We start from the raw sequence: 26,878 nt of genomic DNA on the forward strand, positions 1-26,878 counted from the left end.
CAGAATGCTTTCGCTAACAGCCTGTTGTTGTCGAACCAGATATCCTGCCAGATAAAAAATCATTGTCAGTTTTGCCATTTCAGACACCTGAATACCGATAGGTCCGAATGCTAACCAACGCCGACTACCATTCACAGAACGCCCAATTCCCGGCACTAATACAATTAACAACATAATCAAACAAATAATCAACATCGGCATGCTGATTCGTTCCCAGACACTACTGTCTGTTCGAACAACCACTAAAGCCAACATCAAACCAAAAAATAAATAACAGGCCTGACGAATCAAAAAGTGGAACGGTTGATGAAAATATTTTGTAGAAATCATCACTGAACTGGACGCGACCATCATCAAACCAATAATCAATAAACCCAAAACAGCCCCTATCAACCATTTATCATAGAGCGAAATCGGTTTGCTGACAGGTTTACCTCGTTGATTTAAATGTCTTGGGCGCATCGGGTCTATAGTCCATTAACTGAAGAAGCGAATACATCACCTCTATGATTAAAATCGCGAAACATATCCAGACTGGCACATGCAGGAGAGAGCAACACCACATCTCCTGGTTTTGCACACGTCCTGGCTAACACAACAGCATTATCCAAGGAAGTGGCGCGTACTATAGGCACTACATCAGCTAAAGCCGCTTCCATTTTGTCAGCATCTTCGCCAATGAGAACGATAGAGCGTACAAAATCCGAAATTGGCTGTGCCAGCTCATCAAAATCAGCTCCTTTACCTTGGCCGCCCGCGATAAGAACAATTTTTCCTTGCATAGCCCCCCCTATTCCATTAATCGCAGAGATTGTTGCACCAACATTTGTTCCTTTTGAATCATTTATCCATTCAACACCATCCAAAGAGCGAACCCATTGACAGCGGTGAGGCAATCCTGAAAAAATTTGTAAGACCGCAATAATATGCTGTCTGGCGATCCCTGCTGTTTCAGCAAGAGCACAGGCTGCAAGAGCATTTAACCAATTATGCACTCCTTTAATTAATAACGATTCAACAGGCATCAGGCAATCATCTCCTTTTGCCAGATAGATAACCCCCTGTTGATTAATCAATCCCCAATTTCCAGCATCAGGAGCATCACTGCCAAAAGAAACAGTGTGCTGCTCTGAACTCATCGTTTGATGAGGGATGGTTGCAACATCTTCTCGATTATATAACGCAACTTTAGACTGATGATAAATACGCTGTTTCGCTTGAATGTACGCTTCAATAGTATGGTGTCTGTCCAAATGATCGGGCGTCACATTCAGAATGGTAGAGGCTACCGGTGACAAAGAATAAGTTAAATCAAGTTGAAAGCTTGATAACTCTAATACCCACAGGTCATATTGATGCTCATCATCAAGCATATCCAGAACGGGAGTACCGATATTACCCGCTACAGCAACACTAAAGCCCGCCGCTTTGGCCATTTCCCCAACTAATGTAGTTACAGTAGACTTGCCATTGGTGCCAGTTATCGCGACTATTGGCGCATTAATTTCTCTGGCCAGGCATTCAATATCCCCATAAACAGCAACACCTGACTCAATAGCCTGTTTCAGAAAAGGAGTATCAAGAGACAAACCCGGACTGGTAATAATATCCGTCACTTGACCTAACACGTCCTCAGGGACATGTTGTAAATAAACAGTAACGCCAGGAAACTCGACATTAAATTCAGTCAAGCCTGGCGCGTCACTACGCGTATCAAAAACAACAAAAGTTTTATTGTTTCTATGCAAGTAACGAGCAATAGACAGTCCTGTCTTCCCCAATCCTGCAACTAAATAGAATAAATGATTCATGAATGCACCTTTTGCCTATCGAAGTTTTAATGTAGCCAAACCGCATAACACAAATACAACAGTTATAATCCAGAATCGAACGATAACTTTAGGCTCAGACCATCCTTTTAGTTCAAAGTGATGATGTAAGGGAGCCATCCTGAACAAACGCTTACCATGGGATAATTTAAAATAACCTACCTGTAAGATCACTGAAATCGTTTCAATTACAAACAGTCCACCCATTATTAATAACACAAGTTCCTGTCTTACTACTACAGCAACAATACCTAATGCGGCACCTAAAGCCAGCGAACCTACATCCCCCATAAAAACCTGGGCAGGATAGCTGTTATACCACAAAAATCCTAAGCCAGCGCCAACAATAGATGAACAGAATATAGTTAACTCACCGGTATTAGGTACAAAGGGAATGGCTAAATAAGTGGAATATACCGCGTTACTGGAAGCATAGGCAAAAATACCCAAGGCGCCCGCCACCATAACTATTGGCATAATTGCCAAGCCATCCAGGCCATCCGTCAAATTAACCGCATTACTACTACCTACAATAACAAAATAAGCCAGAATTGGAAATAAAATACCCAAATCCCAGGTTACCGTTTTAAAAAAAGGCAAGATCAATTGAGTATGCACGGGTAAATTGGCATTCATATATAAATAAAGTACGGCAAGTAATGCAATCACTGATTGCCAAAAATACTTCCAGCGACCAGACAAGCCCCTACTGTTTTTTAATACCAGCTTACGGTAGTCATCAACCCAGCCAACCATGCCATTACCTAAAGTGACCAAAAGCACCAACCACAGGCTTGATTGCCTTAAGTCACACCAAAGCAAGCAACTTACCGTTACGGCAAGCAGGATTAAAACACCACCCATGGTAGGTGTTCCAGCTTTGGACAAGTGCGATTGTGGGCCGTCGTTTCTAACCATTTGGCCAATTTGCAAACCACGTAACCAACGAATCATTAATGGGCCGCACAAAAGACCAACTAACATGGCGGTTAAAGAGGCTAAAATCGATCTGAAAGTCAGGTATTGAAAAACTCTTAACGCATGATACTGTCCCTGAAATAGCTGCGTTAACCAGTAGAGCATAGTTGTTCCTCATGTTAATTAGGGGTGATCTTGTACTCTGGAGAGTACCCGCCCCTAGTACTCTTTCACAAAAGAAATCGTGTTGCCAACCTGTCTTGCATTCAGATTTTTGCGATTGAGTTATTAAAAACACTCGTATTAGCCCAGCTAACCCTACGTTTTTTTAATAACTCAATTGTTCAAATCCAGTTACAATCTATACGACATACATCCTTCCCCGATGAAAGAGTACTGGCGGGGCAAAAAAGCGAACAAGCATACCACATTCACTTCAAATCAATTAAGCAGTTTATGCACAATTTTTTCCATGGCGCTAGAGCGAGAGCCTTTTACTAACACGGTTGTATCAGCCGATAGCTTTTCGATTACATTTTGTACTAATTCGTCCTGGTTTGAAAAATGTTGTCCACAGTCTCCAAATGCTTGCGAAGATAATAAACTGTAATTACCGCAACTCATGAACAAATCTATCCCCAATTGTTTTGCAGCCAAGCCTACTTCTTCATGATGTTGTGTAGCCCATTCACCCAACTCGCCCATATCGCCAAAGACGAATATTTTTTTCCCGGGGCGCTGAGATAAAACGTCCAGAGCAGTCAATACTGAACGCAGATTAGCATTATAAGTATCATCAATAATCGTTGACTGATTTTTTCCGGTTAATACCGTCATCCGCCCATTGACGCCGTCAAAATGATTCAAACCTTTTTGAATGTCCTGAATTGAAATACCGACAGCATAACAACAACTCGCTGCAGCTAGTGCATTGCGAACATTATGTAAACCAGGGACCTGTAACTCAATATCAGCTCGGGCATTAGGTAGTATTAACGAAAAATGACCTCGGCCATGAGTATCCAGACGCACATCCTGAGCTGAGACATCAGCGGGATTCGAAGCAGAAAAACGTATCGTTTTTTTATCAGCTATCAGATGATCCCAAAAATGCGCATAAGCATCGTCCTCATTGATAACTACGGTGCCATAAGCAGATAATCCCTGGTGTATTTCTCCTTTAGCCCGAGCAACCCCATCAATAGAACCAAACCCTTCAACATGAGCTGGAGCGATATTATTAATTAAAGTAACATCAGGATGAACAATTGCTACAGTATGCGCAATTTCTCCTGGATGATTGGCACCTAATTCAAAAACTGCATAGCGATGCTGCTTATTGAGCCCAAGAACACTTAAAGGAGCTCCTAAATGATTATTTAAATTGCCTTTGGTTGCTTGTGATGGTTGGGGAAGAATCGCAGCTATCATTTCTTTAACAGTGGTTTTTCCATTAGAACCGGTCAAGGCAATAACGGGACAATGAATATCCTGCCGATGAGCCGCTGCAATTTTAGCCAGAGCCATAACGGTATCTGCAACAATAAATTGAGGGATCTGAACATCAGGCAAGGCACGATTAACTACAGCCGCAACAGCCCCATTTGCCTCCGCATCCTTAATATAGTTATGCCCATCAAATTGTTCCCCCTGAATTGCAATAAACAGATTACCAGGTTTAAGCACGCGACTATCAATACAAACACCGGTGATGTCAGTATTTATCAAACAAGATTGAGACAACAGTGATGCAATAGTATTTAGATTCATAGTATCAATATAAGGCTAAAAGTCTAGTGTACTAACACTAAGCCTTAGAGTTCAAGATGAATATCAATTAGAACTATCAGGAATGAAATTTTTAGTGCCGTTATTGGCAGTAATTGATGAACTTATTCATAGCAACCAGTCGGTTTGATTATTGCTCAAATTGACTTGGAGCCCAGGTATCGTAGGGGCAGTAATCTACCCTGAAGGGTAAACACATCGAAACAATTTGCGAGACAAAAGCTCTTGGCAAAATTCTTTTTTGAGTTTCTGTTCGTCAAAATTTGGTTTCAATATTGGTTAAACGATGTCGTGAATTGCAGTCATTGTGAATTAAAGGCAACTTTGGCCCGGGGAGTCCAAATATTGATGCAAAAGTTTATTTATGATACGATTGGAGCCTTCTTTGGGTTACTAAAAGTTCATTATGGCATTTTTTAACAAATCAGATTTGCTTTTACGAGAGGCGGGGAAAGATAAAAAACCTGTATCAGATGATGAGAATGTATCTTTTGGTGAAAGCGATGAGGAAGGCTTTGTCCTATTAGAATGTAATAATGATGAGGTAGATGAGTTTGAGCGAGATCCGTGGTTAGAATCCGATCATCCATTGTATTTCCCATCAACACAAACTAATGGTCCCACTCAATTGTCAAGATGGGGAGCTGTAGATAAATTTTCTGTTGAAAATTGGTATTCGCAGCTTAAAAAATTCACCTTTGCATCACAATTCTTTTCGCTGGACTCTAAAGATATTCAATTTCTAATGGGAAACGCCCCTCAGGATTATGACATTACTAAATTAGAACGTGCTTTTAACCTTATTCTTACACAATTTAAAAATAACGAAGCATTTATGCGATTATCAACCAGAAGTCCAAAGGATTCACAGTCCCTCTTTGATGAAGCAGCAGTGCTTATGAGTAATGATTTCATTTATTGGAATGAAACGGACAATAAAAACCAGCAATTGGTTTCATTTGTCGCTTCTATAACGCAAGCTATGAAAATTACTAATGGGCGAAAAATAATAGAAACTATTCAAGGTAGTCCTCGCGTTTATAATGATTTTATTGCTCTTCTTAGTTTGGAGCAACCCAACAAAACAACAAAAATTGTTTTTAGAGAGTGGTATAACATTCGGCCTGAACATGAGTTCAGAGTTTTTGTTTCAAGAAGATGCCGTACTGAAAGTATTATTACTGCAATATCACAATACTTCCATTTTTTGTATTTCGATAAAACGTCAGAGGATGGTTCTAATTTTTTCAATGAAGAAAGTATGAAGGCTATAAGCTTAAAATTCCAAGAATATGTTCTTAAGCTTATAGATCCTGAAGTGGCACATTTTTTAAATTTTTCAAACGAACAAAATGATGACGATACAATCAATTGTATCCGTGAATATGTTATTGATTTGGCATTAATTCCAGTAAACGAATATCGCGGTGATGTTTTTGAAGAAAATCAGATCAGAATCGGTGGAAATCATTATGTAATAACAGTTATCGAGTTAAATCCCTTTGCACCAGCAGCAACCGGGGCTTCTTTATTTAATTGGAAAAGGGATTTAGACCGCTTGTGGGGTAAAGAACAATGCGACTATCCTATACTCTGTTATCGAACAGAACCCAGAGAGAGTTTTCAGTCAATATCTTTATTACCTACTCACTATGAGCAGGTTATTCAGAACGCTGTAGCTAAAAGAATGGTTGCTGTAGAGGAACCAAATCAGGTTAAATCCCTTGTTTTACACAGTTCGATTAATCAGACCGCCAGATTTTTTGTACCTGAAGCTCCAAAAGCTCAGGCGAGCATTAATGAAGAGACACAAAATGCTATAAAGGACTTCGCTGTATAATACAGTACGTATTACATCGATCCCTATCAAAAAACTAATTTTTACTTTCTTTATGTGCTTCGCTATAATCCATTATGATAATAAATTAACTTTTTTTGATATGAGCTGCACAAGTAAAGCGATTACGACATTTCTTACATTGAGTGATCTGTCTCGTCTGAATTTCCTGGAGGAGAAGTTTCTCAATGATTTAAAAGACGATAGATTTAATGAGTCGCAATTTTTTTCTAACAAAAAAACCGTATCGGATATTCCTTTTATCCTCAAATTGGCTCGAGCAAATCAGCTTTTTGCAGATGTATGTAAAAAAGATGTTTATCAGCACATTTGGAGAGAACTTTATTCCCTGCTTGGTTTTTTGATGTCTTCTTTAGAAGGACAACAAGTGACCTTTTACATGCATGAGCAGGTTGATAGCTTCGACTTACTTAAAGGCTCATACTTATTTTATCTTTCCCAACAAGTCAGAGCTGCATTATCACAGGAATTTTCAAGCAGTGAACTAAACCTATTGAAAGAAGCGATGCGCTTTAATTCCGTTCATGCAGTACAACGATATAATATTTTTCTGCATAATAAAGTGATTAATGGCAAATTAGAAGATACAGAGAATTCTAAAACATTACTAATGGATGCCGTTAAAAATGCTAAATCGCTTCTAGAACCTTATGGGAGCTATGCGTACATGCTTTTGTCTGAAGCATTTTATCAATATGCTGTTTGGGCAAAACAGGAGGGAGATCAGACTGGATATCGGAAATCTTTACAGGCAGCCATATCTTCGTGCGAGAAGGCCTCCAAATTTTTAAATGTGAGTAAATTTTCAATTTATAATGCCAGTTTTGGTAAAGGCTTATGCTCAAGCAACTCTTTTAGTATTGATTCTCCTGAAGAGGCTAAAGAAATGCTTGAAGGCTTATTGGCAGCGCACATGAATACCTCAGAAATAGATAACGTTGCTCATGCGGGAAGAGTACCCAGTTAATTATTCATGTTCGTAAATGTATATTCGCGATATTTTTATATTGCTAGATCACTATTCAAACTGTTCTGCTTTATTTATTACACGTGTAAGGCACCGTCAACTAAATTTTTGTCAGCCCCAGCTGATCGATTGGAATCGAATGTTAAATCATTTCATCAAAGAATCAGCCCCCAAAAAACAAACAAAAAAGATAAATAAATGACGGACCGGCCTATAATTAATCATATGTGATAAAAGTCAGGATTTCCGTATGAACATCTATATTTACGTAAATGGCCAACTCTTATTTACTGTTAACAGCGATGTGAAACATGAATACGTGCGAAATAGATCAGATAATAGAGATTATATTGGAATTAGAGGCTCTGAAGAAATTTTATCTGTATATAAAGATATTGAACGGAAGTTTTTGGAGAAAGGCTATGAGTCACTAAATACTGATGAAGATATTGTTTTAACTGAATCAAACATAAATGAATATTTGGCTGCAAAATTGCCGAATATTGAACGATTGGAGTTAAGAGCAGATAATAACAGTTTATCATCTACTGTATCAAATACAATAGGTAAACAATATGGCTACCCGTTAGTATGGCTGAATTGCAGTCAAAGCAATAACCCAAAAGATCACCATCAATGGGAAAGACTTTTATTTCAACCCCAAGATGGCGTGGATAAAATCGGAACTTTAATTGATTATTTCGAGGCTCAAAAAAAAGAAAATGAGTCCAATCTTTATAAAGGAAAACTATCAACATTTATTGATCAATTAAAAAACTCAGCTTCAGATAATTTATTGCTTAAAGACAGAAGAATTTCAACGAATGTAGATTATGAAGTAACACAATTGGCAAACTACGATAAGAATAAACAGTTTGCATTCTATGAAAATGATACCCAAATTACTTACATTACCAATGATGTAAATGCTTCGCTACAGGATATTTTTGAAAAAAAACTTTTTGATAAACAAGTAGTTCAATATTTTGATGATGATGGCGTGGTGGGAGGAACATCAAAAACCATTAAAATTTTATCTCCAGTTACCGTAAGAAATCTCAGTTATAGCCACGTCACTATGGAAGCGGTTACCTTAACGATGGTAAATGGAAAAATAGTTGGCGATGTGACCTTGCATGAAGGATTATTAAGCGATCCCTTTCATAAGCAAGAACAACAACACGTATCCAACACCCAAAGATTAGTCACTAATTTTATGACTCAAAATGATTTAGAAATAAAGAGGCTTCCAACCGCAGTTAATAACATGAAGCTTCAATTACCATTACAAACTCATTGTGGCAGATTTGTAATGACCTGGATGGCCGCAGAAGTGGCTGATATTGATATTACCAGACTTAGTAATTACAGCGAACCTTTTGGAATTATTTTTAATAAAAATCAAAAATATGGCGATATGTCTTTTCCTTCTGACAATATAAAAGTGCCTCACGATAAAGCGCTTCAGCATTTTAGTAATGATTTAAAAGGGTTCCTGGATGTTCGGCAAAAAGAGTTTGCAAAACAATATTCAAATAAAGGTAAAAATGAAATAGGTTTGGCTATAGACCTGTTCACACTCGTCGATCGATTGAAAAAAGCCCAAGAACCTGGTGATTTACAAAATATAATACACAACCTGTCTAATCTAAGTGATCCTCGCTTAAAAAAGATTATTAATGATGGAATGGCCAATCTAGGCTATGGCTCTCTTGAAACTTTTTTAACCAAAGCCCAAAATAATGCTCTTAATTTGGAACAAAAATTAACCACAAAAGAAGAAAAAATTTCAGAGGAAGAACTTGACAACATGGACGGCTTTCATTTAATTAACAAACCCCCACAAGAAAAAGGACTCTTAATCGATAGTAATGCATCTAGTGACGAAGATGATTTTTTTGAAATAGAAGACATCAACGAAGAGCAATTGGCCGGTGATAAAAGGGTAACTGGAGTAGCTCCACCATCAAAAAGCAATGAAATAAAAGATAAACTGCTTAAACTGAAAAAAGATGAGCAGGAAGTTGAACCGAGAGTAGCGATTAAGATAAAATAGCGCACCTTCAACTAAACTTTGACGTGCAAAAAAGCAGGTTAGTCGAATTTTAGTCGCAAAGAATCTTAGTTGCAGCGGCATTCCAGGGGTTGTAAATAAACACAATACAGTCTATTTTTTTGATTTTATATTCATTCCAATCAATATAACATGCTTGTATTGGATGTAATCCTGTTAATATGCCTTTTGAATTAAAGTCTCCTTGGAACCCTTTTTTACACAAGCAAATGCAAAAATATTATAAGAAATAGGAATAGCGGTTTTGTCGCATAAAATTTCAGACTCTGTTAGAGTTTCGAACTATTATGCGACAAAACCAGAATTTTTGCCCAGGCCTATTCATTACCATCGTAGGGGAATAAAACAACACGTTTTCAACTGAGCTCATCTGTATTGTGATATCCCCATGCGTTTATGTTAGAACTAATTGTCTCTTATAACTCAACTGGTGAGGGCGTACAGTTCAATAATCGATAATAGCGCTCGATACGTGCTTCAGTTAAAGGTTTGCGCTGATCATCCAGTAAATGAGCATCCATCCCGTCACTTAACTGCCGTGCAGTTTCCAACATGATGGAAAATCGTTCTTCATCAATGCTGGGGTTGTTTGAAGCCTGCATGAACAAGCACAATCCACGCACACTAAAGGCACCGATGTTCTGTAGATCGAATACTCCAGTAGCCGTTGCTGCAGCCAAACTGCAGATGACAGGCCCTTGGCCATTAGAAAACTGATGACGATGGAACAAATGTCCTTCACCAAAACGTAATCCTGCGGCCAATACCGTTTGTAATAACTCATATCCCGCAAACAGTCTGTTGTCTTTTGCCAGTAAAAACATCATCAAGGTAGGTGCCCCCCCTACATTGGGGCCTCTCTCTTTTTCCTCGACAATGTCTTCTTCTTGAGGCAGCAGTTGAGGTTGTGCTGCTTTAGCAGCAGGCTTACTGATTAATTGTGGCTCAGGCTCTTCATCATTTGCCAAATCAAGAGCAAGGTCACTATTTACTTTTCTAACTGCAATAATATCGTCATTATAAGGCTGGGCATCATAAGGGCTATTCGCCACAGAACCGAGCGACGGTTTGTGCGGCTCTGGACTTAAGCTCTGCTTTCTCGCTTTCATTAAGCGCCCAATAGCCACTATAACACCAATTAACAACAGGACATTAAGAATTAAACTCCAATTTGCCTGCATGATTTACTCCATAGTCAAAGCGTGTTTCACGTCAACCGCAACCAAACGTGACACCCCAGGCTCACGCATAGTTACCCCAATTAAATGATCTGCCAACTCCATAGTTACCTTGTTATGTGTAATAAACAGGAATTGTACGAATTGTGACATTTCTTTCACCAAATCGCAAAATCGCCCCACATTTACGTCATCTAATGGCGCATCTACTTCATCTAACATACAAAATGGTGAAGGATTCAACTGAAAAATCGCAAACACCAGAGCTACTGCTGTCATAGCCTTCTCACCACCGGATAATAAATGGATAGTGCTATTCCGTTTTCCGGGGGGTTGAGCCATAACTACAATACCTGCCTCCAATAGATTATCACAAGTTAATTCCAGTTGTGCTCTTCCTCCACCAAATAATCGAGGAAAAAGTGCTTTAAATGAAGTATTCACTTCATCGAAGGTATTTTCAAGACGCAGGCGCGTTTCCTTATCCATTTTTTCAATTGCCGTTTCCAGTGTGGACAAGGCCTGATTTAAATCGTCATATTGTTCATCAAGATAAAGTTTTCTTTGTTGCTCGGTCGCAAATTCCTCAATAGCCGCAAGGTTAATCGCCCCCAGACGTTTAATCCGTTCCATAAGAGAAATTAATTCATCTTCTCGCATGCTTTGAGTAATGCCTGAGGGTATTAAATCAATAACATTCTGGGCCTGTAATCCCATCTCATCAAGAGACTCTTGCACTGAACTGGCTCGAACAGACAAAGCTTGCTCATCCATGCGAGCTTGCCCTATGATTTCCTGTACTCTTTTCACTTCCAAATCATAATTCATGGTCGCCTTCTCAAGCTCTTCCATATCCATTCTTATTTGAGCTAATCGCTCACGGCTCAACGTTAGCTGCAACTCTACCTCACCATGCCTCATCAATAATTCAGCCAGCTGCTCTTGCAGTTCTGCTCCTGGTTCAGTTGATTGCAGACACAATAAGGCAAGATGCTCCATTCGCTCTTGCAACACATCCAATCGCTCTTGTTCTCTGCTGATTCTATCAGTTACCTGTTGTATTTTGGTAAATTCCCGGTCATAGCCTAATTCTGTCTGATGTACTAAAGAACGAAATTCTTCTACCTGTCGATTAAGTGCAGCCAGCTTATTTAACCCATTTTGTTTGTCGTTCGTAACCTGGATTTGTTGCAGTTCTGCATCATCATATTGCTCTTCCAGAAGGATTAGTTTTTCTTTAAGCGCTTCTTCATCCAGGGCAAGATCTTCAAGCACACTCTGTAACTCATCATATTCAACACCGATAGTTGCCAGTATTTTTTCTGCATGATGCAATTCTTGCTCATTGCTGGTCGCTGCAGTGATGTTTAAGCGTAGTGCTTCATTACTGGAATTGAGATTCAATTGATATGATTCGATTAGGCTTTGGCTTTGTTGCAATTGACTATGACTCTCATCACGATGTGAGCGTACTATCTCAATTTTTTGGCGTAATTCATCGACAATGAACGTCAGTTCGGTGATTTTTTGCTGGCGTGCGAGTAATCCCATCTCATCTTGCTCTCCAGGATTAACCAGCTTTACCCAACCAGCCCCCAACCAAAACCCATTAACAGTTACAATCGACTCATGCTCTGCCAACTCAGGTAGCCACGTCATGGCTTCATCAAGATGTTCAGCAGTATAAATGCAGCTCAGATTATTTAAGGTAGCAGGTACTGCACCTTTAACCTTGTCAGACAGTCGTGCCTTTGTACTCACGTCAACTAACGGTGTTCTCATCGTCACAACGCTCTCGCCCTGGCTCTCACAGTTCTGCCAGTTAGGCCATAACTCATTAAAATCATCCAGAACATAAGCATGGAGCGCATCCCCCAGAACCATCTCGCATACCGATTGCCACTGAGGCTCTACTTGAAGAACATCCATCAGTCGTGGCTTATCCTTCCAGGCTAAAATCCCATCTTTATTGGTTTTGTTCGCCTGTCTGGCTGCTTTTTGGGTCGCGATTAAAGCGGCATGCTCACTATTTAAACGATGAAAATCATCTTGCAACTGATGCAACTGATGTTCTGTTTCTTGTAATTGCATACGTTGTTGATTCAACGTTTCATTACCTGCTCTTAATTGTTCTTCGTCACCTTGCTGAGTTTCCCTTAATTTAATTTGTTTTTGTTCCAACTCAATTTTGTTGTGCTGCAAGTCAGTAAGAGAAATTGAATTTTTTTCTGTATCCAGCTTTTCCAGCCTGAGGACGGTCTGGTTACGCCTGTGTTCCAGATGCTGACCATTGACCCGAGTGAGTTGCAATTCGCTCTTAATAGACGTTGTTGCACTCTGGATTTCTTGCCAGCGCATGTCCCAGTTTTTTTGCTCTTGCTGGGCATTTTGCCATTCCATTTCTTTTTCGTTAAATTCACTGCGTAATTTTTGCAAACTGTGTTCAAGTTGTTGAGCATTTTGCTGACAAGTAAGTAAATCTTCCTTATCTTGCTTTAATTGGCTCTCGGCAACCTGCCAATCTTCCTGCATCTGCTGCCTGTCTTGCTCCAGTCTTTTTTTCTCTCTGTCTTGTTGTTGAATGCTTTCTTCAAGGCGAGCTATCTCGGTCCCTAATTGATAAAAAGATTCCTGAATCTGCTGTGAATGATCATTTGCATCATGCAATTGTTCGTTTAACAGCGTCCGGTCTTTATTAGATCCAGTCAAGAGGCTTTGTTGCTCTTCATAACGCACTGCCAAATCATGTAATTCACGTTGTTTTCGTAGTTGTTGTTCAGTAAACTCCTGCCACTTGAGTGCCAAAATCTCGGCTCGGCATAATTTCTCTTCCTCTTTAAGAAGCGTATAACGTTCGGCAGCTTTAGCCTGGCGTTCCAGCCGTTGTAATTGCTTATCCAACTCATCCCGAATATCAGCAACACGTGTTAAATTCTCACGTGTATGTTCAATTCGTTGTAATGTTTCACGTCGCCGCTCTTTATATTTGGAAACTCCGGCAGCCTCTTCCAGAAAAGCTCGTAACTCTTCTGGCCTGGCTTCAATCAAGCGAGAGATAGTTCCTTGTCCAATAATAGAATATCCTCGCGCCCCAGCTCCTGTACCTAGAAATATATCGGTGATGTCTTTTCTTCTGCAACGGCTGCCATTCAAATAATACGAGGAATCGCCATCACGAGTTACAATCCGCTTTACAGCAATTTCGCCGTAGCTGGCAAAAGGCCCGGTCAATCGCCCTAAACTATTATCAAAAACCAGTTCGACCGAAGCTTGCCCAACTGATTTGCGATTAGAAGAACCATTAAAAATCACATCAATCATGGATTCGCCACGTAAATTTTTTGCCGAACTCTCTCCCATAACCCAGCGCACTGCATCAATAATGTTGGATTTGCCGCAACCATTAGGCCCGACAACGGCAACCAGTTGACTGGGAAAATGAACGACAGTGGGATCAACAAAAGATTTAAAACCAGCTAATTTTAGTTGCTTCAAATGCATAGGAGTTGTGACGTTTAAAAATAATATATCATTATAACCGAGGATAAGTTCTATGACTATTTTAGTACCGGTAGCTGTCCAATAATTGCCACAAGGCCAGCCAACATGCGCAATTGACAAACAGAATTATCGTTATATAATGCGGTATTCTATAAATAGCTGTGGATGAATAATGAAACATCAGTTCAAAGTATTGCCCAGAATGTTATTTACCCTTTGTCTTTCTCTTATAATTTCAACCGCATTACATGCAGAACCGGCCAATCTTAGCCAAGTTCGACAAGAAGTTAAAGCTTATCATGATTCAGGACTTTATTTTAAAGAATTGGAAGCAGCCATAAAAAAGGCACAACAATTTATTATCCAGCAAGCAAAATTTCATAAACAAAACAATCCTCAACAAAAACTGGCTCTGGTACTCGATATTGATGAAACCAGTCTGTCTAATTACGATAAGATGGTCAAGCGTGATTTTATGGGAACTCAGGAAGAAATCCATCAAGAAATTCTGGCTGCAAACTCGCCTGTCATAGAGCCCATGTTAGCTTTATATAATGCAGCTTTAGCTAATGGAATAGACGTGTTCTTTGTAACCGGACGTCATGAGTCAGAACGAAACGCAACAAACATAAATCTTAATAAAGCCGGCTATGCTAATTGGTCTGGTTTGTATTTACGCCCTAAAAACTACAAAGAGTCTTCAATTATCCCATTCAAATCTGAAGCGCGGGCTAATATAGCGAAAGAAGGCTATACCATTATTGCATCTATTGGCGATCAACACAGTGATATTCGTGGTGGCTATGCCGAGAAAGGATTTAAGCTACCGAATCCTTATTATTACTTGCCTTAAGCTATTCCGTTTTGTCCCGCATTACGCGATGTTCATGCGGGCAACGAATACCGTGCCCTCTTTACGTCTCCGGCCTCTAAGTGAGGCAAGCCGTGACAATTCAGCATAATAATTTTGTTCCTCAAACCGGATAGTCCCGTATTTTCATTTGATCACTATAAATTCGAATAGATCACAAGCAAGTTACTTGAGGTTCAGATATAATGTGGCTTCGTACTAAAAAAGGGCCATATAAAAATGCGTAATTTCCTTTCATGTTTTTTAATTGTATTGTTGTCTGTGGGATTTTTCGTCAATGAAGCTTCTGCAAAACGTTTTGGCGGTGGCAGAAGTTTTGGAGTGCAACGTTCCCAAAGCAGTCTGTTTTCATCTCATAAACCACAAAACACCGCAGCCATGAACAAATCTGCCAATAAAGGCAAATGGGGCGGTATACTCGGTGGAATGTTGGTCGGGGGCTTATTAGCAAGTTTATTTATGGGTAATGGTTTGGCTAATGGACTGATGACCTGGTTAATTCTTGGCTCTGTTCTCTTCTTTATTGTTAGTTTTTTACGCAAAAGAATGCAGCCTGGCGTACAGTCTGCTCAATCAAATGCGTTCCGCCAATCCTTCAACAGCTTTTCTCAACCCAATTCCAACACTGGCAGCAGTAACAGCAGTTACTCACAACAACCGGCTGATTTTGTTCCAGACAGTTTTTTGCGTCAAGCCAAAGTGAATTTTTTGCGCTTACAAGCAGCATATGATCAGAAAAATATTCAGGATATCCAAGCCTTCACTCTGCCTGAAATCGTTGCAGAAATTCAGATGCAATTTGATGAACGTGGTGATGCCCCTAATAAAACTGAAGTCATTAATTTAAACGCAGAATTATTAGATGTGTCCAAGCAAACGATGTCCACTATAGCCAGCGTTCGTTTCACAGGATCAATAAAAGAAAACGATGAAGCTTTTGCTCCATTAGATGAAATTTGGCACTTTTATCAATTCACTAACAGTAAAGAGTGGGTTGTTAGTGGTATTCAGCAAGAAGTGTTTCAACCCTAGTCAACCACTAAATACAGCCCTGTGCGATAACAACAGGGCTGTTCTTTCGTCAACCTTAATTGCGTCGTTTATAATGCTCAGCGTGAACTACCTGTTACATGCAGTGTTTTACCAATAACATACGCTGATTCATTAAAGGCAAAAAACAAAACAACAGCAGCAATCTTCTGAACCGCTCCAACTCGACCCATGGACGCATTTCTCCTTCATGCAATCCAGCCGAAGTAACGCCTTCAGTAACCACCATTCCAGGATTAACGGCTGCTTGAGATACTAAAATAAGCTCAAAAACATTCTAGTTAAAGAATGACCTGCTTTTATTAACTTAAATAGCAGTGAGTTTATAGACAAGCACTGTAACAGTGCTTGTCACAATGCCTTATGTCACTTTTGGATAGTAATGCTTTCGATAACCACTGGAGATAACGGTTGATCTTGTGGATTTCTCGGCAGGTTGCTGATTTTATCAGCAATATCTTGTCCCGAAATAACCTGGCCAAAAACATTGTAATCACCTTGCAAACCAGGAGTGGGAGCTACAGTAATGAAAAATTGACTGCCATTCGTATCCGGACCTGCATTAGCCATCGCCAGCACACCAGGCTTATTAAAACTCGCGTTTGTATTTTCATTATTAAATTCATAACCTGGTCCGCCAGTTCCATTACCCAGAGGATCGCCACCTTGAATCATAAACCCGGGAATCACACGATGAAAAGTCAACCCATTATAAAAAGGACGCTTCACCATACTTCCGGTTTTTGCATCTTTAAACTCTTTTGTTCCTGTAGCCAGTCCAACAAAGTTTGCAACTGTGTTCGGCGCGTCTTTGCTAAATAATTCGCAGGTAATAGTGCCAACAGATGTTTTAATAATTGCCGTTTCAGCGTGTGTTGACATAACACCAGCCATTAATAAAAAACTAACAAGCCAAGGGACTATTTTATACATAGGTTGCTCTCCATGAGGATTTTGATGAATTGAGTGTAAAAGAATACAGGATATCAGCATTATTACAATGAAGATTAAACATGCAATACAGCTGACCATAACTACGAATTGCCCAAATTAAAATCTATTGAATCAAAACTGATGCATAGATAAATGTTGTGTGCTATAATTTTATCCATATTGAATCTATCATAAAGATAATGAGTAAGATTAAGATAGTTTCGTAACGTATTCAGAACTAATAAGGTATCATACTATGTACAATAAAACTGATGAAAAAATTTTTGATAATAAAGTATTCCAGGAAATGCTGGATACTGAGCGCTCGTATAATAATGCTTTGGGATTATTAGGTCTTGCTCTACTTATGGGCACTATAGTGCAGGGAAATCCTATACTATTAAGCATAAAAGAAAAGCTACCTATGCTCCAAGAGATTTCCAATGGTTTATTACAAAACGCAGAGAAAACAGTTGATCCTGAACTGACAGAAAGTGAACGTAACATCTTAAAAGTACAAAGAACCCAATTATTAACTGTTTTTTTTAAGGCATACAAAGATTATGCCGTAGTTTTTGATAAATATCTGGCAGCAGAAGCTGAATATGCAGTTCAACATAAAACCTCACCTAAAGATAACCCTTTTCATAAAATAAATCTTTACTTAAAACAACATGGTAACAATCTTGGATTAGGCGATCATTTAATACAGCCAATACAAAGGGGGCCACGTTATTCCTTATTGGTAGCACAAGCAGCGAAAAGCCTATCTTCAGAAGATGAAAACACTCCAGAACTTGAAGCTTTGAGGACATTGATTTCAAAAGAATTATTTGACATTAATTCGGCAATGAAGAGCAATGCCCAAACTGAAGGCTATTGGTTTGGTAAAATCACCTATACACTTTTATTTGGTGAACCAGGGAAAACACCAGTGCAACCAACGCCAGTTAAAGTTGAAGAAAAGGCTGAAACAAAATCTTATAGATTTGGAGATTTTAGTCGAGGATTTTTTAATCGCATCAAAGGTCAAGCTGAAACGGCAGACACAACCCCGCCAACACCAGCAAAAAAATCCTCTGACGAGCTCGTTGATGAATTCACCCTCGTTGATGAGGAAGGACACGATAGTGATAATGAAACTGGAAATGATGAAGATACATCAAAAAAATTAGGACGATAAAGTAATAAAATCATCATGATGCATCAGCGATAGCAACTGCTGGTGCATTACTTAATCATACTACCAAGGATGGTCTAATTTTATGCGTAAATACCTTATTAATACCACTCATCTGGGAATGCGCTTTATTCGAACAGAAGACAGCCATTATCTGGAAGGAATCGATAAAGATCCCGAGGTCAAGCAATTTTATCCTGAAGGCACTCTGACCGATCAAGAAATTCAGGAGTACATTGACGAAAGCATCACCAATAAAAAAGAACATCATTTACCTACCTTTGTCATCTTTAAAGCCCGAAATAATGATTTTGTAGGCGAAGCTTATTTTGATCGGCTGGAAACTGGTGAAACAAAAATTGGTTATCTGTTCCATAAAAAATATTGGAATAAGGGCTATGCAACAGAAGTATTAAAAGCGTTACTGCGCTGGGCCAGATTGCATATAGATGCAGATTATATTATTGCCTACGCTGATAAAGATAATGAAGGCTCATTCAGAGTCATGGAAAAATGCGGTATGAAATACTATAAATCAGGAACCTTTTTAAAAATGGACTGCCATTTTTACCGGATTAAAAATCGTTAAACTCTGTAAACAAGTTCTAATTAATAGACTTTTTGTCTTCACAAAAAAAATGCACCACGTTTTTGAGTACTTTTTCGCACAGCTCAAGTTGGGAAATACAAATAAATTCATTAGGCGTATGGGCTTGATGAATATCGCCAGGGCCACAAATTAGCGTGGGTATACGCATGCTTTGATAGGCCTCAGCTTCAGTACTGAACGATACTTTATACCGCTCATTAATTCCGGTAACTGTCCGCACAATACGATTAAGCTGACTGTCTTCTGAGGCAACAAATCCACTCGAATCAGAATGCTCTTCAAAATGGATGGCAGCATCTGGATAGGTTTTCTTCATTAGGGGCACTAAATCACTATCAATATAATTAAGTATCTGTTGCTCAAAATTCAAGATAGGGAATTCATGTAAATAACGCAACTCAACAATAAACTCGCAGCTGCCAGGAACGATATTAGTAGCAATACCCCCATTAATGACATTGATAGTAATAGTCGTAAAAGGAATATCATAACCTGAGTCAAAGGGCCCTTGCTGTTGAGTATGACGTGCCAGATCATTAATATAGCATATTAAACGACTGGCATATTCAATAGCATTACAACCAAGAGGTGCTAGAGAAGAATGAATGGCTTTTCCCATGACCTGACAATGATATAAGCGCCTTCTTTTTTCTCCGACTACAGGGCGCATGGAAGATGGCTCACCCACGATGCACCCTTCTGGATGTATCTTGTTTTTTTGCAAAAATTCGACCAGGTAATCAACGCCAATACAGCCAATCTCTTCATCAAAGGTAAACGCCAGATAAAGAGGTTTTGCGAGTTTCATTTTTTTAAATTCGGGGGCTAATGCTAACAATACCGCGAGAAACCCTTTCATATCACAGGCTCCCCTCCCATAAATTTTGCCATCGAGCTCAACAGGAATAAAAGGATCTGTATTCCAGTTTTGTCCCGTGACAGGGACAACATCCGTATGACCAGAAAGGATAAGACCACCGGATATAGTTCCATCATGCCCAGGGATTATGGCCAGAAGATTCGCCTTATCTTCATTGGCACCAGGGATAATGTGATAATTAATCTCATGCAACTCAAACCAGCCTTTAATTTCTGCAATTAAAGGCAGATTCGAATTACTGGATACTGTATTAATGCTAATCAGCTTTTTCAGCCATTGAAGAGAAGTCATTGTCTCATTTTTTATTAAAAACTTTATTAATAATAGGTCGTAGAATGCACTAAAGCAAAATATCAACCATAGCATTCTCTCTTCATTATCTAGCATCCATTGAGGGGAACCCCTCAAGCGATGAGGAAGCCTTCAGTGTTAAACCGAGATAATTCGAAATAGGAAAATCATTTCAGTGCCCTTCATTTAGCGTGTATTAATAATCAGGCTGTAGATTGGATCGTTTGAACAAAGTGTTCTATCTCATTCAATTTTTGTGCAGAAACTGTATTATGAACAAAAAGACATGGTTTATTCATAGCCAGGTTAATTCCAGCCTTAACTAATAAACCAAGACCAAGCGTACAAATACCAATCGCCAGATTAATCAAAAACTCAGACCACCCTCGATGCTTATCCAGAATTTTACGAGCGGACTTTATTTTACGGTCACATTGGTTTTTAAATGTAAAATAATTGTTTTCTGACGGATTAGCAAAATATTTATCGCCTGCTGTTCTTAGCTTTTTTTCTAATTTTAATACCGCCTCATAGGCATCATCTAAATTTTGATGTCCGGATTTATTCTGTACTGGATTTACCAGTTCGCGACGCCTTTTAAGCTCCTCTCCTTTAATCAGAAGATTTTTCAGGAGCAGATCAAAGCGTTGCTCTCCCAGAGTTAACACTTTTGGGGTCGCATTTTTCTCGTTCTGCTTTTGCAAACGCTGTTCTTCTTCAGCCTGCTTTTGCAAACGCTGTTCTTCTTCAGCCTGCTTTTGCAAGCGCTGTTCTTCTTCAGCCTGCTTTTGCAAGCGCTGTTCTTCTTCAGCCTGCTTTTGCAAGCACTGTTCTTCTTCCTCTGTTTTTTGATTCCCTGTTAAAGCGGCTTGAGGTTTTTTAGGATTTAAAAACACCACTCCATTTTTGGTTAACTGGATTGACTCATATGGCTTATATACACTGATTGGTGGATTAGCGTTTTCCCCTTCAACCCGGGTTGTAAAAACACATACGTGCTCTGCAGCCATTCCTAATCGATTATTAAAAACAATTTGTTCATCAATAATGGCATTTGTGCCAAAACGAAGAACCGGTTTCTCGCTGGCAATAATGGTTGAACTGATCCCATGAGTTGCAAATTCCCGCGCCAATTTACGAGCGAAACTATCTTCTGCTCCTTTAATAGAATCTACAGCACCAAAACAAATACTTAATAATATCGTTACATGATTACCACTTTTTAATCCAGTATCCATAGCAGTACTAACAATATCGACAGGACCACGTTCTATTTGTTTCTGGAATAACTCTATTTCCTCTACATCGCCAATATTAATGTAGTTTCCCTTGATTCCATCTCCTCCTGGCTCACCGTGCCCAGTAACGACTATCAAACCAGCATGCCCCACATGGCCAATCAATTTATCTGTTGATTCGTCACGATTTTCTTTTGATCTCACGACAACAAAGGGAGCATTTAATACTTTTGCTATGGCAAATCCTGTATGACCGTCGCCAGCCAACTTTAATTCAGAGTTTTGGTGTTCATACTTGAGAAGTTCTTCCGGGGTAAGAGCAATTTTTTTCTTGTCCAGACTCTGAATGCTAAGAACAGCAATTTTATGCTCCTGATTCTGCTGTTGTTGTAGCTTAAATTGCTCCCAAGCCTCTTGCTCCTTAAATGGAGCAAATTCTATTGAAGTTCTCATGCTTTTTTGTTCAGGATCCCATAATGTTTCAAAGTACTCACGTAAACTGCCAAATTCAGTGAACACGTTGTCCTCATAGTACATTAACTTAAATTCGTTCTCACCAGGTTTGGGCGGTGATACTAATATATGTCGAATGGTGCTCCGCTCCAAATTAGGAATATCCAAAGCAAAATATCCGTCTAGTCGAGATAAACGCAAAATAAAGGGTACATTGGGATGGGCGTGTAAATAGTGTTCTGCACCGCTTCTATCAAAGGTAAACTGAAAAACGTCTGGAGAAATATCAAGACCGAAATTAACAATAGTCTCTTGCAATAATGTTTGTTCTACTTTACCCAGCATAATAACAACTCAATCTAAATGAACAAATAATTTTGCCAAATTGTACTATATTGACACACAAAAGGGAATCGGTATTTTTAATTTAATGATCAGATTGTATATTTTATACAACAATTGAAAATAACATCCCAACTCAATTTTAGCTATTTCCTTGAATAAGAATCACCGCGGCATCGACCGTAGTGTCCATGATTGATGTATTTATCGAAAGATGATGGCTTACGAGACGCTGATAAACACAAAATAATCTCCTACGCCATATCATGTCATGGAGATTCGCAAAAATGGCTAAAGTGGAATTCAACTTAGCCATTTTTTGGAACATTGAAAGAAACGTTTGAGTATAAAAGCCAACACCTCATTGCTATGAACTGTTGGGCTTTGATTTTAAGGGGCGTACACTGATAGATTACAAATAGTGATTAATACTTCACATCAATAATCTCATAATCAACCAATCCCCCAGGGGTATTGACCGTAACGGTATCATCCAATTCCTTACCAATCAGCGCGCGGCCAATAGGGGAACTGTACGAAATCTTATTTAATTTGATGTCTGCCTCATCTTCCCCAACAATTTGATAAGTTAATTCAGCATCAGTAGCAAGATGGCAGACTGTAACTGTAGCGCCAAAAACTACTTTTCCGTTGTTGGTTAATTTACTGATATCCACAATTTGTGCATGAGATAATTTAGCTTCAAGATCCTGAATACGCCCTTCATTGAAGCTTTGCTGTTCACGGGCAGCATGATACTCCGCATTTTCTTTTAAATCACCATGCGCTCGTGCTGTCGCTATAGCCTCTACGATACGAGGACGATCAACAAATTTTAATCGTTGTAATTCTTCTTGCAGTGCTTCCGCACCTTGTACTGTCATAGGATGTTTACTCATGTCCACCTCTAATGTAAATCCTGTAATCGAGTTACTGTTTCCCTATCTTCATATTTCATGGCAAGGCAAGCAGCCTCAGCTCCTGATAAAGTTGTAGTATAGCTAACCTTATGCTGTAACGCATTACGTCTAATAGCAAAAGAATCCGCAATAGCCCTTTTGCCTTCAGTTGTATTCACAATAAAATCAATTTCATTATTTTTTATAAAATCCAACACATGTGGCCGGCCTTCTCCCACTTTAAACACTCGCCTACAATCCACACCTGCTGCCTGAAGAACCAAGGCAGTGCCACGCGTGGCTATAATTTCAAAACCTAATTCAATTAATCTCTTGGCTATCTCCCCCACGCGGGTCTTATCCGCATCACGAACAGAAACAAAAGCACGCCTGCGTTTGGCAATATTGCATCCAGCCCCTAATTGAGCCTTAGCATAAGCTTGTCCAAAACGCTTGGCAATACCCATCACTTCACCGGTTGATTTCATTTCAGGGCCCAGAATGGAATCAACACCAGCAAATTTTACAAATGGGAACACAGGTAATTTAATCGAATAAAAAGAAGGCATATGATGATGCTGGGTTATTCCCTGCTCTTTCAGACTAAGTCCAGCTTTACACAATGCCGCAATCTTGGCTAAAGGCAAGCCCGTTGCTTTGGAGACAAAAGGAACGGTTCGTGACGCACGCGGATTTACTTCTAACACGTAAATATCATCAGCCTGAATCGCAAATTGGGCATTAATTAGCCCAACAACCCCCAGTTTTAACGTCATTTGACGCATTTGCTCAATTAAATCCTGCTGAACCACCACACTCAGGCTAAACGGCGGCAAAGTACATGCAGAATCACCAGAGTGAATCCCGGCCTGTTCTATATGCTCCATAATTCCAGCAATGAAGACCTCTTTACCATCGCTAATCGCATCAATATCCACTTCAATGGCATCATTTAAAAATCGATCCAGCAAAACCGGAGAATCATGTGACACTGCCACCGCATGAGACAGATAATGGCGAAGATCATCTTCATGATAGACTATCTCCATCGCTCTGCCGCCAAGCACATAAGAAGGTCTGACGACTAATGGATACCCAATACGATCGGCCAGCTCAATAGCTTCGGCTTCACTGCGAACCGTTCCATTTTCAGGCTGATGCAACTGCAGTTCTTTGACCAGAAGCTGAAAGCGCTCTCTGTCTTCCGCCATATCAATAGCATCAGGAGAGGTTCCTATAATTTTAACACCATTAGCCTCAAGATCTTTAGCTAGTTTTAATGGTGTCTGTCCGCCATAATGGACCACAACGCCATCAGGTTGTTCCATTTCGACGATGGATAGCACATCTTCAAGGGTTACCGGTTCAAAATACAGGCGATCCGAAGTATCAAAATCAGTTGAAACTGTTTCAGGATTACAATTAATCATAATCGTTTGATAACCAGCATCTCTTAGTGCCATGGCTGCATGCACGCAGCAATAATCAAACTCAATACCCTGACCAATGCGATTTGGACCACCGCCAAGAATAATAATTTTTTTCTTATCAGGCTCTGGACGCGCCTCACACCCACCTTCATAGCATGAATATAAATAAGCAGTATCACTGGGGAATTCGCCCGCGCACGAATCAATACGCTTATAAACAGGCAATACCCCTAACTCAATTCGTCTGGCTCTAACCTGAGCTTCGGTGCAATACAATAATTTGGCTAAATAAGCATCCGCAAACCCCCTATGTTTCAATAAACGCAAGGTAGGTTTATCCAGCTCATGCAGTGATTTACCAAAAACGGAACGCTCCAGCTTGACCAGCTCTTCAATCTGGGCAAGGAACCAAGGATCAACTCGACTTTCCAAATGAATTTCTTCGAGAGATAATTTTTGACGGAACGCGTCAGCTATATACCAAAGCCTATCAGGAGTTGGTTCATGCAAATGCCCTCTTAATCGCGCTATATCTCCTTTTTCAAACAGGGAATGTAAACCGGTGCGTCCAATTTCCAGTCCTCGAATCGCCTTTTGTAACGATTCCTGAAAATTTGAACCAATAGCCATTACCTCGCCTACAGATTTCATCTGGGTAGTCAGAGTGTTTGAAGTTTGCGGAAATTTATCAAAATTAAAACGTGGTATTTTTGTCACGACATAATCAATACTGGGCTCAAAAGATGCGGGAGTTTTACCGCCTGTAATTTCATTTTTGAGTTCGTCCAGAGTATACCCAACAGCTAATTTGGCAGCGACCTTGGCAATAGGAAAGCCCGTTGCTTTGGAAGCTAAAGCAGAGCTTCGAGAAACCCGAGGGTTCATTTCCACTACCAGCATACGTCCGTCTTCAGGGTTTATCGCAAACTGAACGTTTGAACCACCAGTATCAACACCAACCGCTCTTAAAACCTTAATAGCAGCATCTCTCATGCGCTGATATTCTTTATCGGTTAGCGTTTGAGCAGGAGCAACAGTAATTGAATCCCCTGTATGCACGCCCATGGGATCGAGGTTTTCAATAGTACAAACGATAATGCAGTTGTCATTTTTATCGCGCACCACTTCCATTTCGTATTCTTTCCAACCCAGAACGGATTCGTCAATAAGCAACTCATGCGTTGGTGATAGCTCAAGTCCTCGAATGCAGATCTCTTCGAATTCTTCGCGGTTATACGCTATCCCGCCACCACTTCCTCCCATGGTAAACGATGGGCGAATAATAGCAGGGAAGCCTAAGCGTGCCTGAACTTGAATCGCTTCTTCCAGACTATGTGCAATAGCGGAACGAGGCATATCCAAGCCAATTTTAATCATTAACTGACGAAATTTTTCTCTATCTTCCGCTTTATCAATCGCTTCTCTGGTGGCACCAATCATTTCCACAGAATATTTGGCTAACACTCCTTCACGCACCAAATCCAGGGCACAATTTAGCGCTGTTTGCCCCCCCATGGTTGGTAGCAAAGCATCTGGACGTTCTTTCTCAATAATGCGTTCGACTTCTTTCCAGAGGACAGGTTCTATATATGTTGCATCAGCAATCTCAGGATCCGTCATGATAGTTGCGGGATTAGAGTTCACCAATATTACCCGATATCCCTCTTCTTTCAATGCACGCACGGCTTGAGTACCAGAGTAATCAAACTCACATGCTTGTCCAATAACTATAGGACCAGCTCCAAGAATAAGGATCGATTTAATATCAGTTCGTTTTGGCATAATGGCAACAAAAAAAAGAATAAAGTGACCTATTTTACCGAGTTTTGCCTAAAGATTATACCCTTGAATCAAACTCTTTAAGCTAAATTTTGGTTGTTCACGATTTTTTGCCCTGATTTACCTGTACATTTAAGTATATTCACTGACTAAAACAATTTGTAAACCAGCTTCGGTTAAAGACAGGTATTTATAGTGCACGTCTGCAGTGGTTCTCTCCAGCCATTCATTTGCAATACAGACATCTGTTAATCGTTGCACTTCCTCTAGTGTCACAGGCGTGTTGAGTTTTTGCGATAAAGCTGCTGCTGCATCACCCTCCATACTCAAAAAAACCTGATCTCGGGTTATACTCTGAGTTTTCATCTCATCATAAAATAATTTTAAGATATCAATTTCATTCATATTTTATTCCATAAAAATATTAATGTTCTATTGTTATAGCCTTTTCCCTGTTTATCCCGGAAAAAGAAGGAATATCCTGTGTGTTTTTATCCCACTAGGGTTTAAATTCAAGCCTCATGTCAACCATAATTAATATAATAGTCCAGTTCTATTTTTTATGCGCTGAGTTATTAATTTTTCTCATCACCCAGATATATAATCCACTCACACGTTTTAGAAAAAGAGTTAGATAAAGTGAAGCCATGAAGGAGTTCGTTTCTGACTAATCCTGTACACCAATGTATACCGCTACATGTTCAGCCCCTAAATAAAGCTCATAATCCGTACAATAGCTGCGAATATAGGTGCTATTATCAGCAAAATAATCCCAAATCCTCCCCCATGTGGAAATGAGCGCATCGGGC

The 26,878-nt window shown here is 39.6% G+C and carries 19 protein-coding genes; 7 read left to right on the forward strand and 12 right to left on the reverse strand.

Annotated features, from left to right (window positions below; all coding sequences use genetic code 11):
- The 4 genes from Q0495_RS01120 to murF all read right to left on the reverse strand — a co-directional run.
- A partial coding sequence (locus Q0495_RS01120) for an FtsW/RodA/SpoVE family cell cycle protein (protein ID WP_298622187.1) occupies positions 1 to 462 on the reverse strand: 462 nt, incomplete at its 3' end.
- A 5-nt stretch (positions 463 to 467) separates the two neighbouring features.
- On the reverse strand, positions 468 to 1,811 hold the full coding sequence (gene murD / locus Q0495_RS01125) for a UDP-N-acetylmuramoyl-L-alanine--D-glutamate ligase (protein ID WP_298622188.1): 1,344 nt from the start codon (positions 1,809 to 1,811) through the stop codon (positions 468 to 470).
- Positions 1,812 to 1,826: 15 nt separating this feature from the next.
- Complete coding sequence (gene mraY, locus Q0495_RS01130; protein WP_298622190.1) at positions 1,827 to 2,912, reverse strand: phospho-N-acetylmuramoyl-pentapeptide-transferase; 1,086 nt, start codon at positions 2,910 to 2,912, stop codon at positions 1,827 to 1,829.
- 276 nt (positions 2,913 to 3,188) lie between these two features.
- Positions 3,189 to 4,517, reverse strand: a complete 1,329-nt coding sequence (gene murF, locus Q0495_RS01135; RefSeq protein ID WP_298622192.1) for a UDP-N-acetylmuramoyl-tripeptide--D-alanyl-D-alanine ligase — start codon at positions 4,515 to 4,517, stop codon at positions 3,189 to 3,191.
- A gap of 424 nt (positions 4,518 to 4,941) precedes the next feature.
- Between murF and Q0495_RS01140 the strand changes: the two genes are divergently transcribed.
- The 3 genes from Q0495_RS01140 to Q0495_RS01150 all read left to right on the forward strand — a co-directional run bounded on the left by Q0495_RS01140 (position 4,942) and on the right by Q0495_RS01150 (position 9,416).
- A complete protein-coding gene (locus Q0495_RS01140; RefSeq protein WP_298622194.1) occupies positions 4,942 to 6,375 on the forward strand; it encodes a hypothetical protein in 1,434 nt (477 codons plus the stop codon).
- Between the two features lie 100 nt (positions 6,376 to 6,475).
- Positions 6,476 to 7,360 carry a DUF5630 domain-containing protein gene (locus Q0495_RS01145; protein ID WP_298622196.1) on the forward strand — a complete coding sequence of 295 codons (885 nt, stop codon included), beginning with the start codon at positions 6,476 to 6,478 and terminating at the stop codon, positions 7,358 to 7,360.
- Between the two features lie 250 nt (positions 7,361 to 7,610).
- Positions 7,611 to 9,416 carry a hypothetical protein gene (locus Q0495_RS01150; RefSeq protein WP_298622198.1) on the forward strand — a complete coding sequence of 602 codons (1,806 nt, stop codon included), beginning with the start codon at positions 7,611 to 7,613 and terminating at the stop codon, positions 9,414 to 9,416.
- A gap of 434 nt (positions 9,417 to 9,850) precedes the next feature.
- Here the strand turns inward: Q0495_RS01150 and Q0495_RS01155 are convergent, their stop codons facing one another.
- Both Q0495_RS01155 and smc read right to left on the reverse strand, forming a co-directional pair.
- Positions 9,851 to 10,615, reverse strand: a complete 765-nt coding sequence (locus Q0495_RS01155) for a cell division protein ZipA C-terminal FtsZ-binding domain-containing protein (RefSeq protein ID WP_298622200.1) — start codon at positions 10,613 to 10,615, stop codon at positions 9,851 to 9,853.
- Between the two features lie 3 nt (positions 10,616 to 10,618).
- On the reverse strand, positions 10,619 to 14,113 hold the full coding sequence (smc, locus tag Q0495_RS01160) for a chromosome segregation protein SMC (protein WP_298622221.1): 3,495 nt from the start codon (positions 14,111 to 14,113) through the stop codon (positions 10,619 to 10,621).
- A gap of 172 nt (positions 14,114 to 14,285) precedes the next feature.
- Here smc and Q0495_RS01165 point away from each other — a divergent pair, with 172 nt between their 5' ends.
- Both Q0495_RS01165 and Q0495_RS01170 read left to right on the forward strand, forming a co-directional pair.
- On the forward strand, positions 14,286 to 14,966 hold the full coding sequence (locus Q0495_RS01165; RefSeq protein WP_298622202.1) for an HAD family acid phosphatase: 681 nt from the start codon (positions 14,286 to 14,288) through the stop codon (positions 14,964 to 14,966).
- Positions 14,967 to 15,203: 237 nt separating this feature from the next.
- Entirely contained in the window at positions 15,204 to 16,016 is an 813-nt protein-coding gene (locus Q0495_RS01170; RefSeq protein WP_298622204.1) for a Tim44 domain-containing protein, read from the forward strand.
- Between the two features lie 384 nt (positions 16,017 to 16,400).
- Here the strand turns inward: Q0495_RS01170 and Q0495_RS01175 are convergent, their stop codons facing one another.
- The gene (locus tag Q0495_RS01175) at positions 16,401 to 16,967 is read right to left on the reverse strand and encodes a peptidylprolyl isomerase (protein WP_298622206.1); all 567 of its coding nucleotides are present in this window, start codon (positions 16,965 to 16,967) and stop codon (positions 16,401 to 16,403) included.
- 256 nt (positions 16,968 to 17,223) lie between these two features.
- Between Q0495_RS01175 and Q0495_RS01180 the strand changes: the two genes are divergently transcribed.
- On the forward strand, positions 17,224 to 18,150 hold the full coding sequence (locus Q0495_RS01180; protein WP_298622208.1) for a RhoGEF domain-containing protein: 927 nt from the start codon (positions 17,224 to 17,226) through the stop codon (positions 18,148 to 18,150).
- An 82-nt stretch (positions 18,151 to 18,232) separates the two neighbouring features.
- Positions 18,233 to 18,736 carry a GNAT family N-acetyltransferase gene (locus tag Q0495_RS01185; RefSeq protein ID WP_298622210.1) on the forward strand — a complete coding sequence of 168 codons (504 nt, stop codon included), beginning with the start codon at positions 18,233 to 18,235 and terminating at the stop codon, positions 18,734 to 18,736.
- A 16-nt stretch (positions 18,737 to 18,752) separates the two neighbouring features.
- Here the strand turns inward: Q0495_RS01185 and argE are convergent, their stop codons facing one another.
- The 5 genes from argE to Q0495_RS01210 all read right to left on the reverse strand — a co-directional run bounded on the left by argE (position 18,753) and on the right by Q0495_RS01210 (position 26,474).
- A complete protein-coding gene (gene argE / locus Q0495_RS01190) occupies positions 18,753 to 19,928 on the reverse strand; it encodes an acetylornithine deacetylase (RefSeq protein ID WP_298622212.1) in 1,176 nt (391 codons plus the stop codon).
- Between the two features lie 203 nt (positions 19,929 to 20,131).
- The gene (locus Q0495_RS01195; RefSeq protein ID WP_298622214.1) at positions 20,132 to 21,964 is read right to left on the reverse strand and encodes a hypothetical protein; all 1,833 of its coding nucleotides are present in this window, start codon (positions 21,962 to 21,964) and stop codon (positions 20,132 to 20,134) included.
- Positions 21,965 to 22,386: 422 nt separating this feature from the next.
- A complete protein-coding gene (gene greA / locus Q0495_RS01200; protein WP_298622216.1) occupies positions 22,387 to 22,860 on the reverse strand; it encodes a transcription elongation factor GreA in 474 nt (157 codons plus the stop codon).
- 8 nt (positions 22,861 to 22,868) lie between these two features.
- The gene (gene carB / locus Q0495_RS01205; protein WP_298622217.1) at positions 22,869 to 26,072 is read right to left on the reverse strand and encodes a carbamoyl-phosphate synthase large subunit; all 3,204 of its coding nucleotides are present in this window, start codon (positions 26,070 to 26,072) and stop codon (positions 22,869 to 22,871) included.
- Positions 26,073 to 26,201: 129 nt separating this feature from the next.
- Positions 26,202 to 26,474, reverse strand: coding sequence for a hypothetical protein (locus Q0495_RS01210; RefSeq protein WP_298622219.1), 273 nt, complete (start codon positions 26,472 to 26,474; stop codon positions 26,202 to 26,204).
- Positions 26,475 to 26,878: the final 404 nt, after the last annotated feature.

Origin of the sequence: uncultured Legionella sp., assembly GCF_937871865.1 — a bacterium.
In the GTDB taxonomy this organism is placed as follows: domain Bacteria; phylum Pseudomonadota; class Gammaproteobacteria; order Legionellales; family Legionellaceae; genus Legionella.